Here is a 16,325-nt window from a genome sequence, read left to right on the forward strand (position 1 = left end):
TGCTCACGAGTCAGGAAGCGGGCTGCTTCCGGGCTGCGCCTGGTTTTCCGCGAATGGAATGGGGTGGGGAATGCCCGTCAAGTCGACGCCGAACACATCGAAGCTCTTCACCCTGCGTTTTCGTGCAAAAATCATCCTCGGCTTCGTGGCGGTGCTCGCCATCCTCGCCGTCAGCATGGCTTTCGCCTATTTCGGCTTCGAGCGGATCCAGGCCGCCGTGGCCTCCTACCGGGCCAGCGTGTCGGAAGCGGACCTCGCGCGGACCGTGGACCGCGAGCTGATCGCCTATCAGGGACTGGCGCGGGCCTATACGCTGACGGGCGCGACCGATGACGAGACCGCGGCCAAGGCCGCCGAAGAGAATCTGAAGGGCGCGATCGCCAAGTCGGTGGCGGCCACGACCGGCGCGGCGCGCCGCGAGCAGGTCGGCAAGCTCGGGGCCGAATTCCAGCGCTTCACCAAGGTGTTCGGTGAGATCATCACGCTGACGCGCGAGAACAACAAGATCGCCGCCGACGAGCTCAACAGCGTCGGCAACAAGATCCGCTTCAAGTTCGACGATCTCGCCGATACGGCCGCGCTGGCAGGGCTGAACTCGGTTCAGACCACGGCCAAGGACGTCACCTCGCAATATCTCGCGGTCTCGACCTCGGTCAGTGCCTTCGTCGCCAAGCCGGAGCCGAAGACCGCCGACGGCGTGATCGCCCGCATCAAGTTTTTGGAGACCCTGCTGGTCTCGATCTATGCCAATGACCAGAAGATCACCGACCGCGTCACCGAGATCGGCAATCTGCTGAAGCAGTACCGCACCTCATTCTCGAAGCTGACCGAGAACGTGAAGGTCATCGTCAAGTTGAACGGCGAGATGACCAAGACGGCGGCGGGCATTCTCAAGCTCTCGGCCGAGCTGCGGTCCGATCTGACCTCGGATCAGCAGCGCATCGAAGCGAGCGCCAACTCCACCATCACCGAGACCGAACGGCTGATGCTGATGATGGCACTCGGCGGCCTCGCCATTGGCGCCGTGCTGGCCTTGATGCTCGGCAACGGCATCTCGCGTCCGATGATCGCGATGTGCAAGGCGATGCGCGAGCTTGCGTCCGGCAATTTCGACGTCGTGTTGCCGGGCCTGGGACGCAAGGACGAGATCGGCGAGATGGCCGGTGCAGTCGAGGAATTCAAGGTTCAGGCTGTCGCGAAAGCCGAGCGCGACGCCGCCGCCAGCGAAGCCCAAAATCGCGAGCAGGCCGCAAGCCGCCGCTCCGAGCTGATTCGCTTTGCCGACGATTTCGAGAGCGCCGTCGGCGCCATCGTCTCCAACGTCTCGGCCTCGGCCGTGCAGCTCGAATCGGCGGCCTCCACGCTGACCCGCACCGCCGAGACCACGCAGAGCCTGTCGAGCCAGGTCGCCGGCGTGTCCGAGCAGGCCTCCAGCAACATGCAGTCGGTCGCAACCGCCACCGAAGAGCTCTCGGCCTCGGTCGAGGAGATCGGCCGCCAGGTGCGCGACTCCAGCCGTATTGCGGAAGCTGCCGTGGTGCAGGCGAAGGAAACCGACGGCCGCATCGGCAAGCTCTCGCACGCCGCCCAGCAGATCGGCGAAGTGGTCAAGCTGATCACGGCGATCGCCGAGCAGACCAATCTTCTTGCGCTCAACGCCACCATCGAGGCGGCGCGCGCGGGCGAGGCCGGCCGCGGCTTCGCAGTGGTCGCCAGCGAAGTGAAGTCGCTGGCTAGTCAGACCGCGAAGGCAACCGACGAAATCTCCTCCCACATTACGGGGATGCAGGGTGCGACCGCCGAGTCGGTCGCCGCGATCAAGGAAATCGGTGCGACCATCGGCCAGATCTCGTCGATCTCGACGTCGATTGCGAGCGCAGTGGAGCAGCAGGGCGCCGCGACGCAGGAAATCGCGCGCAGCGTCCAGACCGTTGCGCAGGGCACCCAGACCGCCGCCACCGACATCGGCCAGGTCAACCGCGGCGCCGCCGAAACCGGTTCGGCCTCGGAAGAGGTGCTGAACTCGGCCAAGACGTTGTCATCCGAAAGCACGCGCCTGCGCGCCGAGCTCGATCGCTTTATGGGCAATATCAGGGCCGCGTAAGGCTCGCCGCGCGTCAGGCGCTTGGCGCCTGAAGACCTCGCTATCGCCTCATACTCCGCTGTCGTCCCGGACAAGCGCGCCCTTAGGCGCGCGCCGATACGGGATCCATACTCCCAACGGATAGTTGAGACGGACGGTGGTAACTCCAAGTCTTCGCCAAACCACTTTCTGTGGTTAGGGGTCCCGGATCTGCGCTTCGCTTGTCCGGGACGACAGCGGGGTAAAGAGCGAGTCTCACTCCCTCCCGAACGTCCGCTTCAACTCCACCTTCGCGCGCTCCAGGTTTTGCGCGAATGTGTCGTCTTTCTGACGTGAGCCATGCGTCAACTCCCTGCGGCTCCATCGGAAACGGACGATCCCAGCGGCTGTTCCCGCGGGAACCCGCCTTTGCCGCAGGCGTTGTCGCAGGTGGCAGGCGGAATGCCGCACCTCCATGATCGGAACGCCCCCGTCCACACCATGTGAACCGGGGCCGCTTCCATTGGTTAGACCCAGCAACGCGATGGAATTGCAGCAAAGCCCAGCGCTGAATTATGGACCTGCAGTCTCTGCGGCGGTCGCGGCTGACCGCATCATCGAGACCAGCATTCCCGCGCGGCTCGATGCGCTGCCGTGGAGCGGCTTTCATACCCGCGTCGTGCTGGCGCTCGGGATCACCTGGATCCTCGACGGGCTCGAGGTGACGCTGGCCGGCGCGCTCTCCGGCGCGTTGAAGCAGAGTCCGTCGCTGCAATTCTCCAATCTCGATCTCGGTATCGCCAATTCCGCGTATCTCGCCGGTGCGGTGCTCGGCGCGCTCGGCTTCGGCTGGCTCACCGATCGCATCGGCCGCAAGAAACTGTTCTTCATCACACTGGCGCTTTATCTCTCCGCGACTGCCGCGACCGCCTTGTCGTGGAATGTCGCGAGCTACGCGCTGTTTCGTTTTCTCACCGGCGCCGGCATCGGCGGCGAGTACACTGCGATCAACTCGACGATCCAGGAACTGGTGCCGGCGCGTTATCGCGGCTGGACCGATCTCGTCATCAACGGCAGTTTCTGGATCGGCGCGGCGATGGGCGCGGTGGCGGCCATTGTGCTGCTCGATCCCGCATTGATCGGTCCCGATCTCGGCTGGCGCCTCGCCTATCTCATCGGCGCGATCCTCGGCCTCGTCGTGCTGTTGATGCGGATGTGGATTCCGGAGAGCCCGCGCTGGCTGATGATCCACGGCCGGCCCGACCAGGCCCACGCCATCGTGGACGAGATCGAGCGCTCGGTGATCGGGCACGACCAGCATGCGAGCGACGGCCGCTTCACGAAAATCCGACTGAAGATGCGCGACCACACGCCGATCAGGGAGGTCGTGCACACGTTGTTCTCCGTCTATCGCCAGCGCTCCCTGGTCGGCCTCGTGCTGATGGTTGCGCAGGCATTCTTCTATAATGCGATCTTCTTCACCTTCGCGCTGGTGCTGACCGACTTCTACGGCATCAGCGCCGAGCATGTCGGTTGGTATCTCCTGCCGTTCGCCGCGGGCAACTTCCTCGGTCCGCTGCTGCTCGGGCGCCTGTTCGACACGCTCGGCCGCCGCGTCATGATTACGTTTACCTACGGCGTGTCGGGCGTGCTGCTGGCGCTCTCGGGCTATCTGTTCTCGATCGGCGCGCTGAGCGCGCAGGGGCAGACCATTGCCTGGATGGTGATCTTCTTCTTTGCCTCGCCCGCCGCGAGCGCGGCTTACCTGACCGTCAGCGAGACGTTCCCTCTGGAAGTGCGCGCGCTGGCGATTGCGGTGTTCTACGCAATCGGCACCGGCATCGGCGGCGTGATCGGGCCCGCGCTGTTCGGCGCGCTGATCGACACGGGATCACGCACCAGCGTGTTCGCGGGCTATTTGCTGGGGGCCTTCCTGATGATCGTGGCTGCGATCGTGGCGTGGCGCTACGCCGTCGCCGCGGAACGCAAATCGCTCGAACAAATCGCGCGGCCGCTTGCCTTTATGGAGTAGACTATGAAATCGGAACTCGCGGAATTGGATCAGAAGCGCCCCATGGTTGACGAAGAAGCGCCCGACGCGGTGCCGGTGCCGCATGCGCTCGTGCCGCATCTCGGCGAGACCGCGATCCTGCTCGACATCGACGGCACGCTGCTCGACCTGATGCCGACGCCGCGCGAGGTGTGGGTGCCGCCGGGCCTGTCGGAAACGCTGAACCTGTTGACCGAGCGCACGTCCGGCGCGCTGGCGATGGTCAGCGGCCGTTCGCTCAACGACATCGACCTGATCTTCGCACCCGACGTGTTTCGCGCGGTCGCCGGTCACGGCGCGGAAATGCGCCTGTCGGTGGGCAATGAGGCCGACGACGTGCACGCGCCGCCGATGGACAAGGAACTGAAGCGGCGCCTGGCTGCGATCGCCAAGCTCAGCCCCGGCATTCTGCTCGAGGACAAGGGCTATTCGCTGGCGCTGCATTATCGTCTCGCGCCGCATGCGGAGAAGGCGATCTTCGAAGCCGTCTCGCTGATCCGCGCCGATCTGCCCAATGCGCCGATCGAGGTGCTGCCCGGCAAGTTCGTTTGCGAGATCAAGCATTCCGGCTTCACCAAGGCCACCGGCGTGCGCGAATTGATGAAGCATGAGCCCTTCAAAGGGCGCCGTCCGATCTTCATTGGCGACGACGTTACCGATGAGACCGTGTTCGCGATCATGCCCGACATGAACGGGCTGTCCTTCTCGGTCGGTCGCCGCGCCATCGGCGTCAACGGCCATTTCGATGAGCCGAAGGATGTGCGCGCGTTCCTCGCGCGTCTGCTCGACGACACAAGGTTGGAATAAGGCACCGACACCTCGGGGCCACATTGTCGCTCGCGTCGTTCGCTTGCGCGCGCAATTCATGCTGGGCAACACAGTCACGAAAACTGACTTTGTTGAGCGAAACCGCCGGGTTCCCAGCAGAAAAACTGGTTCCAACGCATGTGCCTGATTTTGGTTTCATTTCGTACAAATGATGGACAGGAACCATATTGATGAACAGCAGTTAAACGGGTTGGAATGAAGGAGGGGACGACCTGTGAATTTAGTCGTCGTTTCAAATCGAGTTGCGCGCGGTAAACCCAACGAGCCGATGACGGGCGGCTTGGCTGCGGCATTGCTTCCCGTGGTGGAACATTCGGGTGCTATCTGGGTGGGTTCGTCGGGCCGTGTGCGCGACGGCCATCAGAAGGAACCGTTCGCCGAGATCGAAGCGCTTGGGTCGGGTGCGATAGCGACGCTGGATCTGCCGGCGGCGCATTACGGCGGCTATTACGAAGGTTTTGCCAATTCGGCGCTGTGGCCGGCGCTGCATTCGCGCAGCGATCTGATCCGCGTCTCGCGCGACGACTATGTCAGCTATCGCGAGGTCAACGCCTTCATGGCGCGCGCCTTGATGCGCTTCCGGAAAGCGAAAACGGCGTTCTGGGTGCAGGATTATCATTTCCTCGCGCTCGGCGCGGAGCTGCGCGATCTCGGCGTCGATGATCCGATCGGCTTCTTCCTGCACACGCCGTGGCCGGTCGTCGCGGTGATGCAGGGCGTGCCCAATCATCGCGAACTGATCACGGCGATGCTGGCCTACGATCTGCTCGGCTTCCAGACCAATGAGGATTGCCAGAATTTCCTTGGCTATGTCGCGAGTGAACTCGGTCTCGCCGTCGAAGACGGCGTCGCGATCTCGCAGCATGGCCGTACGCGTTGCGAGGTCTTTCCGATCGGCATCGATGCGGAAAAGTTCGCGGCTTACGCGGCGAAATCGGCCTCGCATCCCGACGTGTCGCGGCTGCGCCGCAGTCTCAACGGCGAGCGGCTCGCGATCGGCGTCGACCGGCTCGACTATTCCAAGGGTCTCGTCAATCGCATCAGCGCGTTCGACCGGCTCTGGACCGAGCATCCGCAGTTTGCGCGCAGCATCTCGCTGCTCCAGATCGCCAACCCCTCGCGCGGTGCGATCGAGGCCTATGGCAATCTCCAGAACGAGGTCGCGCGTCTCGTCAGCGACGTCAACGGCCGCCACGGCGAGGTCGACTGGACGCCGATCCGCTACCTGAACAAGGGTTTCAGCCAGGCCGTGCTTGCGGGTCTCTACCGCACCGCGCAGATCGGCGTGGTGACGCCGCTGCATGACGGCATGAACCTCGTCGCCAAGGAATATGTCGCCGCGCAGAACCCGGCCGATCCCGGCGTGCTGGTGCTGTCGAAGTTCGCCGGCGCCGCCAACGAGCTCGAAACGGCGCTGCTGGTCAATCCGCACGATATCGACGGCATGGCCCGCGCGATCGCGGTCGCGGCCGCGATGTCGCTCACCGAGCGCAAGATGCGCTGGGACGCGATGATGAAGACGCTGCGCGGCCACACCATCCAGCAATGGTCCGCCGACTTCGTTGCCGAGCTGGAGAAGTGCCGGACCGAGAAGGCCGTCGTCGCGCCGCTCGAGACCCAGCCGCCGCAGGCGCTACGCTGGCTGAAGTCGGCGATATCAGGTGTAAGGTTGATTTAAGCTCTCTTGCTCTCCCCGTTCTCGCGGGGAGAGGTGCTCAATAGCAATACGACACCCCGTCCAGAATCGCGCATTGCCGCTTGTTCGGCGCGTTGGGATCGTCCAGCGGCACCATGCCCTTGCCCTGGCCGACGAACACGCCGGGTCCGACATGCACCGAGCTCTTGTTGCCGATGATCACGCTCGGATGCGGCGAGGCGTTCGAGCGCGTCCCGTCCGGCCAGATGATGGCATCGCCCGAAAGCACCCCGCGCCGCCCGTCGTCGCAACTCACGTCGACGCCCTGCCGGGTGCAGACCTGCGCGGCGGCCGACGCGGCAAAGGCGGAGCCAAGGGCCGAAATCAGGCCCAGCGCGACGATGGTCTTTTGGATGGTCATGGCGTCCCCGGTCGTGTTTGGCGGTCTTGAGTGAATCGTCGCGCCAAACCCGCTTCCGGTTCAGCCTTTGAGCGGTTCCGAAGCGCCAGCTGGCGCCAGATATTGTCTTTCAAATACAATGTCTTACGGAAAATTCACCCGATTTACCCGCGATCTCTTGCAAAATCATCGGCTCCCCTTCAAGAGAGGGCGCTCCGGAGAGATGGCCGAGTGGCTTAAGGCGCACGCTTGGAAAGCGTGTGTGCGGGAAACCGTACCGTGGGTTCGAATCCCACTCTCTCCGCCAGCTCCTATCGAATGTTAGGTAGATCTCTGTTTTCGACGGTCGACCCCCGGCTTGCTTCTGGGCGCGGCAGGGGTTGGAAAGCGAGATCCTTTCTGAATTCGGTCGAGAGCCGAGCTTAACTGCGCTTGCCTCTGTTTCTGCAGCCTTCACACCCGTGCGCTGTCGTTATCGGTGGTGCCTGCTCCGACGGCGCCCGGCGCGGTGCCGAAACGCCGGCGGAAGCCGCGCGCAAAATGCGTGTAGTCGCGAAAGCCGCAGGCGTAGGCAATATCGCTGAGCGGCTGACCTGTCTTCATCAACGCGCGGCGTTCGATCAGACGCGCCGCATGATCCAGACGGGCCGAACATATGTAGTGACCGCATGTCGACCCACGGACCGTGAACAGTTTCTGCAAATAGCGCAGTGAAATTCCCGCCTCGGCAGCCACCTCCCGCGGAGAGATGTCCGGATCGGCAAAGCGGTCCTTTATGATGCCGCAGACGCGCATGAACAGCTTGTCGTTGTGACGCGAGCCAAGCGGGGCGGGAGGTGCAAACAGTGCGCCGAGGAGATCGTAGACCACCAGATGCATAAAGTTATCAGTCGACGCGAACGCCGGTTCTGCATCGCTGATCGGGTCAAGAGCGAGTTGACAAAGCAGACGTGACGCTTGCGCCTGGCGAGGACCGCACACGCCACCTTGCGGTTCGAAGCCGAGATGCGACGCCAGCTTCTGGCGCGGCACTTGCACACCAAGCCATCGCGCGCTGTCTTGGGCCCGCGAGATGAATGTCACGGGCTTTGTGGAATCGAGCAGGACGACATCGCCAGCAGTGATATTTACGACTCGGTCGTTGTGAATGATAATCGATTCGCCGGTATCCTGAACTGTGACGAAATAGTACTCCATATTATCACGGCGAATGTCCTGTTCCGTCCGCTCAAGGCGGGTAGCGCTGCAGGTGAGATCCACTGCAGCGAATCCGAAGAGGCGCCGCGTGCGCACCTTGCTGGCGAAGATGTTGGTTTCGCGAGCAGGAGTAAACCATCCCCAATCCTCGCGCATTGCAGCTCGGAAACCGTCATAGTCCAATTCTGGAGCGCTGAGAAAATCGTCGCTCGGGTGCATCATCGCCTCCGCGGGTCTTGGTAAAGCGAGTCTTGGCAAGCCTAATCGCACGGTTTGTAATGGCCCGCGCCGAAACCACGGGTAGACGTTTGATCAAGCTAGCGTGGCCCGGGACGGGTCCCACTCAACTCTGCGTCACGCCAAATCACGCCCCCGAGATCGTGTCAGCATGGCCGCGAGGCGCGCCAGGCGGTGCGCGTTCGTACGGACGATTGGGCGCGATCGTCTCACGACACCTGCGGTCCAGCCGCCTAGATTCCGATCATCGTAGTCACGCTTTGACGAGAATCGGAGACAACAATGATTGCAGAAGTTCAGAATACAATGACGCTAACGGGAAACCGGGCTCTTGTGACCGAGCAGGCAACGCAAAACGAGTCCGATCCTGCCTCGGCAGTTGGGCGGCCTGGAATTCCGGTTCCGCTTCATTGTTTGCCAGTGACGGATGCCACCGTTCTTGAGTTGTACGAATATGTTTTCGCGCCTTGGGTGAAAATGCTCGGCCTTCGCGAGTTCAAGGTCTGCCCGGGCATCGTGTCCGCGATGCTTCCACAAAATGATGCGCTCAAATTGTCAAGCTGCGCGGTATGTGGCCAGGCAATTATGGCGGCCATTGACTCGGTTGCATCACTGTCTGTGGGCACGACGGGGCTCATCACTAAAGGCACCGTGTATCAGCACACTCACTTCCTGCGTCCAGCCGTCAACGATGACTATCATGTAAGAGCAGAAGTATTGCGCTTTGGCAAAGCGTCGGCCTTCACGGAAACCCGCGTTTCGTTTGCGTCGACGGGAAAGTTGGTTGCGCACGCCAGCCTGGAATTCGCCTTCTGACTCGCATCCAAGGCTTCATCACTCCAGCCCGCCGCTCCCGACGTCTGTTCAAGCTCGTTCTCGGACATCCCGGTCGCGGTACCCCGCCAGTTCCTGACCAGCCATACCGGCTGATCATCTCGCATTGACCCGCAACCCTCATCACCGGAGTCAAACCATGACCAGGACTATTCTCATTACCGGCACATCGAGCGGCTTCGGCCGCGAAACCGCGGAAAAGCTGGCGCGCGACGGCTATCGCGTGTTTGCCGCGATGCGCGACATCGCCGGCCGCAATCGCAGCCACGCCGACGCGCTGCGGAGCCAGAAAATAGGCGTCGTGGAACTCGACGTTACCGATGACGGCTCGGTCGATCGCGCCATTGCTTCTATCCTCGCCGAGGCCGGCAAGATCAACGTGCTGGTCAACAACGCCGGCATTGCGTCGGTCGGCGTAACCGAAGCCTTCACGGCGGATCAGGCGAAGGCGATCTTCGACACCAACGTCATCGGGTTCCTCCGCGTTACGCGGGCAGTGCTGCCTTCGATGCGTCGGGAGCGCGAAGGCCTCATTATCAACATGGGCTCGGTCCTCGGCCGGGTGACGTTCCCCTTCGTCGGCATCTACGGCGCGAGCAAGATGGCGATCGAAGCTTTGACCGACAGCATTCGGCTGGAGGTCTCCCAACTCGGCGTAGACGTGGTGGAAGTTCAGCCTGGCGCTTACCCGACAAGCCTGTACTCGAGCATCCAGAGGCCTGCCGACGGCGACATCACGAAGTCCTACGGCGAGGTCGGCCAGATTCCCGACGCCATTTACAAGACCTTCACGTCAATGTTGCAGGGAAAGGACGCTCCGAAGCCTCATGACATTGCCGAGGCCGTCGCCAAGCTCGTCGGCCAGGCGAAGGGCAGTCGCGCCGCTCGGACGGTGGTGGGCACGTCGTTCGGTGCTGACAAGATCAATGCCGACATCGCGCCCGTCCAGAGGGCCGTCGTCGACGGTCTGGGCCTCGGGCATCTCGAAAAACTCGCGTGATGGAGCGTTCCGGGTCGGCGCCTGCCGTCGACCCGTCCTCACGCGGCAGCACGCTGGCGGGCGCGCCCTGCCAGGAATAGGCCCTCGAAAGAATGAAGAAGCCAGGACGAATATCGCCAAAGCTTAACAAGGAGAGCTCAAATGCCTCTGTGGCATATTTACTGTCCGGAAAATGCGTACTCAGCCGAGGACAAGTGCGCGCTTGCGACGCGTATCACGGACCTCTACGCGGATGTCGGCTTGCCCCGGTTCTATGCAAGCGTTGTCTTTCACGAATTGCCAAGGAACTCGTTCTTTATCGGTGGAAAGGCAGCGAACGATTTTGTCAGGATTTGGATTGATCAGATTGCTCGCGCAACTGCTCCCGAGCGGCGAGCGTGGTGGCTGGAGCGCGTCAACACTACGCTCAATCCCTTCACACGAGAGCGGGGTTATGGCTGGGAGGTCCACATTGACGAAACGCCAATCGATTTCTGGACCATCCAAGGAATGAAGCCGCCTGACCCCGATTCTGAGGCTGAAAAGCACTGGGTCAAAGAGGACCGCCCGTCAGCATATACCTGAGTGTGGGCGCAACCTTCAGCGAGCTGATCGCGGCGATGGGTATCAATCCGCCAAGCTTCGGCGGCGCGAACGCCAAAATGCCGAAAGGCGCCGGGCGGACGTAATACCGCCCGGCCGGCTCGTCGCAGTGTTCTTCAGCCTCGACGCTTTACAGGTTTTATGTCGCAACCCAAAGGAGATCGCTATGTCGATCCGTAGCCTGCTTGTTGCCGCAGCATTCGCCTCTCTGCAGCCCGCCCACGCCGATGGCCTGCGTCCGATTGATGCCATGAGCGTCGACGTTGGCGAACTGTCCGGTGTCGCCTACTACACCGTAGAGCGCGACGGATTCCATGTCGTAACGACCCTTGCACAGGGCATGACGGGAACGCCGATCCGTGTTGTGTGTGTTCTTGCCCCGGGTCAGAGCGTGGCGTTCTCAACACCGCACCAGGTAAATGCGCTCGAAATCAGCCGGAACGGCGACAGCGTGCTCGTCCGCAAGGTGAAATCGGTCTCGAACTAATTTCCGGCCAAATGGCGCCTTCCCAGCGAACGGGAAGGGCGATGAGCGTGATCAGCGGCAGAGCGGTCCATCGCATTTTCGCCGAACCTGCTCCACCCGATCTATTTGAATTAGGAGTAGCCGAACATGAAGGAAGCCATTCTGCGCTCCGGCATCGACCGTCGTACCCTGCTCATGACGTTGGCGTTGCTTCCAGCCCTATCCGCGCCGCCGTTATCCGTCTCCGCGTCGGCCCTGACCGCTTCGCGGCGCGACGTGGCAGTGAGCGGTGCGTGCCAGTACCGGTGAAAGGGCGCCGGCGGCTCACGACATCCAGCTTCCAGAGTCTTAGCTTCATTCACAGCATCGAATCTAAATCGTGTTTGGAAGACAAATGCCCCTGTCAGTCATATGGCTCGTCACGTCCTTTGCGATCAGGCTGCTAGTCGTTCACTTCAAGCTCGCCATCCTTCTCAGGTCTCGCGCGAAGGCGCGTTTTCGGGGGCCGGGCGCCCAAGGGCGAGAGAGCGGGCGAGACGTCGTCCTGGCTGATGAAAACCTCCCGCCAAATGGATACCCGTGCGGACCATCTCCTGCCCGCACGAACAGTCGCTTGCGGCTGAAGTGAAAGCGTTGAAACCGAGGGAACATTCGCCATGCTTGGCTTAATGATGCAAACTCCGTTGCTCCTGTCGTCCATTCTCATGCACGCGGCGCGCTCCTTTCCCGATGTCGAGATCGTCTCCCGAACTCCCGACAGGCCCGATCACATCACGAACTACAGCGGCCTTCTCGAGCGCAGCTCTCGGCTCGCAAATGCATTGGATTCGATCGGCATTAAGCCAGGCGATCGCGTGGCGACCTTAGCCTGGAATAGCTATCGGCATCTGGAGCTATACTTCGGCATTTCCGGAATGGGAGCTGTTTGCCACACGATCAATCCAAGGCTGTTCGCGGACCAGATCATATACATCATCAACCACGCCGAAGATGCGATTGTATTCTTCGATCTGGCTTTTATCGATCTCGTACACTCTTTAATGCCGCAATGTCCGACTGTTGAAGCGTGGATATATCTGGGCGAGGCTGGCGACGCAAAGCTCGTGGGAGCCAAAGGCTTCCCATCCTATGAAGGATTTCTCTCCGGGTGCTCGGAAGCCTATGCATGGCCGGAGTTCGACGAGAACACGGCATGCGGACTGTGCTACACGTCGGGAACGACAGGAAACCCAAAGGGTGTGCTGTATAGCCATCGCAGCGCCGTGCTGCATTCCTGCGCCGCAGCGCTCCCAGACGCTTGTCGCATTTCTCTGGATGACACGGTCGCGCTTGTCTCGCCGATGTTCCACGCAATGTCTTGGGGAATGCCGTATTGTGCAACGGCGAGGGGTTCGAAGCTGGTGATGGCCGGCCAAAACGTCGACGGTGAGAGCCTGCACAGGTTGTTCGAGGACCACGGGGTGACTTTCGCCGGCGGCGTGCCGACGGTCTGGCTGGGCTATGTTCGATACCTGCAAAGCGCCGGCGTGAAGCCGACGACGCTCAATCGCGCGCTGATCGGTGGCACGGCATGTCCGGCCGCCCTGATGGAAACGCTGCAGGACGAATACGGAGTAGAAGTTCTGCATGGCTGGGGCATGACGGAAACCAGCCCGCTCGCGACGATCTCGAAGCCACTGCGCAAGCACATGACCTCGTCGAGAGCTGAACGGCGGTCTCGCCAGGTCAAACAAGGACGTGCGCTTTTCGGGGTCGAAATCGGCATTCGCGATGGCAACAACAGAAAACTCCCCCACGATGGCAAGGCCGTTGGCGACCTCGTGGTTCGGGGGCCCTGGATTGCCCGCGCTTATTACAAGATGCCGGAAAGCGAGCGTGCCGATGGCTGGTTTTTCACGGGTGATGTCGTCACGATCGACAGCGACGGTTATATGCAGGTTACGGATCGCTCGAAGGACGTCATCAAGTCCGGAGGCGAATGGATATCGTCTATCGAACTCGAAAACCTGGCGATGACCCACCCCGAAATCGTCGAAGCGGCGGTGATTGGTATTGCGCATCCAAAATGGGACGAACGCCCGCTCGTGCTTGCGGTCCGGCGCCAGGGATCGAGGCTCAAGGCGCAAGATCTCCTGACCTTTTACGAGGGCAAGATCGCGAAGTGGTGGATGCCGGACGATGTTCTGTTCGTCGACGAGCTTCCGCACGGGGCGACCGGAAAAGTCCTGAAGACCAAATTGCGCGAGCTTTACGGAAACCGCGATTTCGCCGCGATCAGCCAGACGGGCAACCCGCCCGCCGCCGAAGCCAACGGAGGTTCCTATGTCAGTCCGCAGCTCGCTTCTCGCAGCCGCCGTCACCTTCGCCTCACTCGGAGCCGCACACGCTAACGGCCTGCGGCCGATCGAGGGCCTGAGCATCAATCTCGGCGATGTATCCGGCGTCGCCTACTGCACGGTCGAGCCCGATGGATTCCGCGTCGTCACGACTCTTGCACAGGGTGCAGCGGGAACGCCGATCCGCTTTGTGACAGTACTGGCGCCCGGTCAGCGCGTTGTTGTCTCAACGCCATACCAGGCACCCGCGCTCGAAATCAGCCGAAAAGGGCGATGAACTGCTCGTCCGCAGGGCGAGCACGTTCTCCAATTGACTGTCAATTGGCACGCAAGCGCCGACGTGAAGGAGCCAAAGATGTCCGCGATTCATCTCCGCCAGCTATTTGGACGGCGCAGGCAGGATCGGCTTTCAAGTCGGGATCAAGCCTGATCCGCGATAGCTTTCGATCAGCACATCGAACAGTTTCAGGTCGGCGCGGCTCCGCGCCATCAGCTGCGCGCCGGCAACGGCCGCGTAGATCGCGCGCGCCCTTGCTTCACGCTTGCTGGCGGGAACTGAAGCTGCGGCGAGCATCCTGGTCAGCCACGCCACGTTGACATCGACGAACGCCTGCACCTCGGTTTTCACGGCGTCCGGCAGATCATCATATTCGGCCGCCATGAAGCTGCAGAGGCACATGCGATTGTCCTGCTCGAGCGATCGACGAAAAAGTCCCGGATAGGCCCGGAGCGCTTTTCTTGGATCTCCGTTCGCTTTTGAAAGAGCTTCGAGGTTCGCCGCCGTATCCTCCCAGTAGCGTCTCGCAACCGCGGCCCCGAGCTCAGCCTTGCCGGGGAAATGATGATAGATGCTCGCAGCCTTGACGCCGACTTCAGCCCCGATGTCGCGGAAGTTCAACCCGCCATACCCGTGGGCCTGCGCTGTCCTGCGCGCCGCGGCCAGGATTGCTTCCCTCGCATTTTCGCTCATCGTGATCACCTCAACGTGTCCCTACCAAATGACAGGTAGGGATTGAAGTCCATAAATGCGAGAGACATGTCCAGCCTACCAAATGGCAGGTAGGACAGATATGATGGATAACATCGTTGGAATGGACGCCACGCGCATCGCCCAGCTGATCGCTCAACGGGAGCTTTCGCCGGTCAAGGTCATGCAGGCGCATCTCGACCGCATCGCGGCGGTCAATCCCAAGCTGAATGCGATCGTGACGCTGGCCGACGGCGCGATGGAAGGCGCCAGGACGGCCGAAGCGGCGGTGATATCGGGCGCCCAGCTCGGCCCTCTCCATGGCGTTCCGTTCACGGTCAAGGATGGGATCGACACGGCGGGTGTGCTGACACAGCGCGGCTCGCCGATTTTCAGGGGGCGCGTGCCTGACACTGATGCCACCGTCGTGGCCAGGCTGAAGGCCGCCGGCGCCATTCTTATCGCAAAGACGAACCCGCCCGAATTTTCCTATTCGATCGAAACCGACAATCTCCTGACGGGCCAAACCAACAACCCCTGGAACCTCGACTACACGCCGGGCGGATCGAGCGGCGGTGAATCCGCTGCCATCGCAGCGGGCATGTCGCCACTCGGTGTGGGCAGCGATCTCTCGATCTCTTTGCGCGGCCCGGCAGCGCATACCGGTGTCGTCGGATTCAAGGCCACTCACGGTCGAATGCCGATGACGGGCCACTGGCCCCGGGTGCCGCGCCGTTTCTGGCACATCGGTCCGATGGCGCGTTCGGTTCGCGATGTGGCGCTCGCTTATTCCTTGATGGCAGGACCTGACGGTGCCGACGGCTTCTCGGTCAGCTCGCCCAGCCTCGATACAGGGGTAGGTACGAAATCGACCCGTGAGCTTCGTGTGGGCTGGCTGGCCTCCCCGGGCTTCTTCGGACCAACCGATCCGGAGGTGGTCGCGACCGTGAAGGCAGCGGCGCATGCACTGAGGAATGCAGGCTGCCACGTTGAGGAGGTCCGGTTGCCGGTGCTGGAGCAGACCGATGCCAACAGCGTCCTCTGGCAGCTCCAGCAGATGGAATCCCGGCGCGAGTTCGAGAAGGTCACCGCCGGCCATGAGGCCGAGATCTTCAGGCACGCCAAACTGGTCCTTGATGCACCTGATACGCCGATCGTCGACTTCGTCGCCGCCGAGCAGGCCATAGAGCGCCTTCGCGACAGCTTCGCCGAATACTTCCAGCGGTACGATGTGCTGCTATGTCCGGTGACCCCGTTCCCGGCGACCAAACACGGTCTCAAGGACCTCGTGGTCGATGGCGTGACGGTTTCGCCCTTCCACGTGATGAGCGCGACATCACCGTTTAGCCTGACGGGAATGCCCGCGCTATCAATGCGGTTTAGAACGAGCCATGATGGCCTTCCGATCGGCGTGCAAATCGTCTCCTCCTGGTTGGCGGAATCGACGACGCTCAAGATCGCCTCGCTCCTCGAGGAGGTTAGCCCCGTTCGCGACCTTCATCCGACTATCTGACGATGAGAGGGCGGGATTCATCCCGCCCTCCCCTGAGAGCATCCACCATGAAGGATGAGCTGACGATATCGCGGCTTGCTCAATCAACCGACGGTCACGTTCAATTGCGTCGCAAATCCTGATGAGCTCCGGTCATTGTTGCCGTCCATAGGTTCGCTATCGGTTGCCGCTCCCTTCCCTTATGAAGTTCCCGCGCGCGCCGGACCATCACCGGAAG

14 protein-coding genes and 1 tRNA gene are annotated in these 16,325 nt (G+C 61.8%); 12 read left to right on the forward strand and 3 right to left on the reverse strand.

The genetic code is table 11. The features are described 5' to 3' along the window. The first annotated feature begins 70 nt into the window (after window positions 1-70). The 4 genes from AB7290_RS02745 to AB7290_RS02760 all read left to right on the forward strand — a co-directional run bounded on the left by AB7290_RS02745 (window position 71) and on the right by AB7290_RS02760 (window position 6,618). Window positions 71-2,104, forward strand: coding sequence for a methyl-accepting chemotaxis protein (locus AB7290_RS02745; protein WP_085403640.1), 2,034 nt, complete (start codon window positions 71-73; stop codon window positions 2,102-2,104). 502 nt (window positions 2,105-2,606) lie between these two features. Then, window positions 2,607-4,094, forward strand: a complete 1,488-nt coding sequence (locus AB7290_RS02750; protein WP_085403639.1) for an MFS transporter — start codon at window positions 2,607-2,609, stop codon at window positions 4,092-4,094. 3 nt (window positions 4,095-4,097) lie between these two features. Then, window positions 4,098-4,919, forward strand: coding sequence for a trehalose-phosphatase (gene otsB / locus AB7290_RS02755; RefSeq protein WP_063980508.1), 822 nt, complete (start codon window positions 4,098-4,100; stop codon window positions 4,917-4,919). Window positions 4,920-5,154: 235 nt separating this feature from the next. Then, window positions 5,155-6,618, forward strand: a complete 1,464-nt coding sequence (locus AB7290_RS02760; RefSeq protein ID WP_085403638.1) for a trehalose-6-phosphate synthase — start codon at window positions 5,155-5,157, stop codon at window positions 6,616-6,618. A 37-nt stretch (window positions 6,619-6,655) separates the two neighbouring features. Here AB7290_RS02760 and AB7290_RS02765 read toward each other — a convergent pair whose 3' ends face one another. Continuing rightward, window positions 6,656-6,997 carry a hypothetical protein gene (locus tag AB7290_RS02765; RefSeq protein WP_063980509.1) on the reverse strand — a complete coding sequence of 114 codons (342 nt, stop codon included), beginning with the start codon at window positions 6,995-6,997 and terminating at the stop codon, window positions 6,656-6,658. A 196-nt stretch (window positions 6,998-7,193) separates the two neighbouring features. Here AB7290_RS02765 and AB7290_RS02770 point away from each other — a divergent pair. Further along, window positions 7,194-7,283: transfer RNA gene (locus AB7290_RS02770), tRNA-Ser, on the forward strand. Window positions 7,284-7,429: 146 nt separating this feature from the next. Here AB7290_RS02770 and AB7290_RS02775 read toward each other — a convergent pair. Further along, window positions 7,430-8,392: a helix-turn-helix domain-containing protein gene (locus AB7290_RS02775; RefSeq protein ID WP_161495888.1), complete on the reverse strand. Its 963-nt coding sequence runs from the start codon at window positions 8,390-8,392 to the stop codon at window positions 7,430-7,432. 300 nt (window positions 8,393-8,692) lie between these two features. Here AB7290_RS02775 and AB7290_RS02780 point away from each other — a divergent pair, with 300 nt between their 5' ends. From AB7290_RS02780 to AB7290_RS02805, 6 genes are all read left to right on the forward strand, one after another. Then, entirely contained in the window at window positions 8,693-9,226 is a 534-nt protein-coding gene (locus tag AB7290_RS02780; RefSeq protein WP_085403636.1) for a PaaI family thioesterase, read from the forward strand. Window positions 9,227-9,383: 157 nt separating this feature from the next. Beyond that, on the forward strand, window positions 9,384-10,244 hold the full coding sequence (locus AB7290_RS02785; RefSeq protein ID WP_085403635.1) for an SDR family oxidoreductase: 861 nt from the start codon (window positions 9,384-9,386) through the stop codon (window positions 10,242-10,244). Between the two features lie 141 nt (window positions 10,245-10,385). Then, window positions 10,386-10,808, forward strand: coding sequence for a tautomerase family protein (locus AB7290_RS02790; protein ID WP_085403634.1), 423 nt, complete (start codon window positions 10,386-10,388; stop codon window positions 10,806-10,808). 184 nt (window positions 10,809-10,992) lie between these two features. Beyond that, window positions 10,993-11,313 (forward strand): hypothetical protein, encoded by a 321-nt coding sequence (locus AB7290_RS02795; RefSeq protein ID WP_085403633.1) that lies wholly within the window; start codon window positions 10,993-10,995, stop codon window positions 11,311-11,313. A gap of 126 nt (window positions 11,314-11,439) precedes the next feature. After that, window positions 11,440-11,601, forward strand: coding sequence for a hypothetical protein (locus AB7290_RS02800; RefSeq protein WP_161495887.1), 162 nt, complete (start codon window positions 11,440-11,442; stop codon window positions 11,599-11,601). A 347-nt stretch (window positions 11,602-11,948) separates the two neighbouring features. Further along, complete coding sequence (locus AB7290_RS02805) at window positions 11,949-13,682, forward strand: long-chain-fatty-acid--CoA ligase (protein ID WP_085403632.1); 1,734 nt, start codon at window positions 11,949-11,951, stop codon at window positions 13,680-13,682. A 355-nt stretch (window positions 13,683-14,037) separates the two neighbouring features. Here AB7290_RS02805 and AB7290_RS02810 read toward each other — a convergent pair whose 3' ends face one another. Continuing rightward, entirely contained in the window at window positions 14,038-14,598 is a 561-nt protein-coding gene (locus AB7290_RS02810; protein ID WP_085403704.1) for a TetR/AcrR family transcriptional regulator, read from the reverse strand. 100 nt (window positions 14,599-14,698) lie between these two features. Here AB7290_RS02810 and AB7290_RS02815 point away from each other — a divergent pair, with 100 nt between their 5' ends. Then, on the forward strand, window positions 14,699-16,108 hold the full coding sequence (locus tag AB7290_RS02815; RefSeq protein ID WP_085403630.1) for an amidase: 1,410 nt from the start codon (window positions 14,699-14,701) through the stop codon (window positions 16,106-16,108). Window positions 16,109-16,325: the final 217 nt, after the last annotated feature.

It is taken from the genome of Bradyrhizobium sp. 613_E4_N2_2, from assembly GCF_052075995.1.
Lineage (GTDB): Bacteria > Pseudomonadota > Alphaproteobacteria > Rhizobiales > Xanthobacteraceae > Bradyrhizobium > Bradyrhizobium barranii.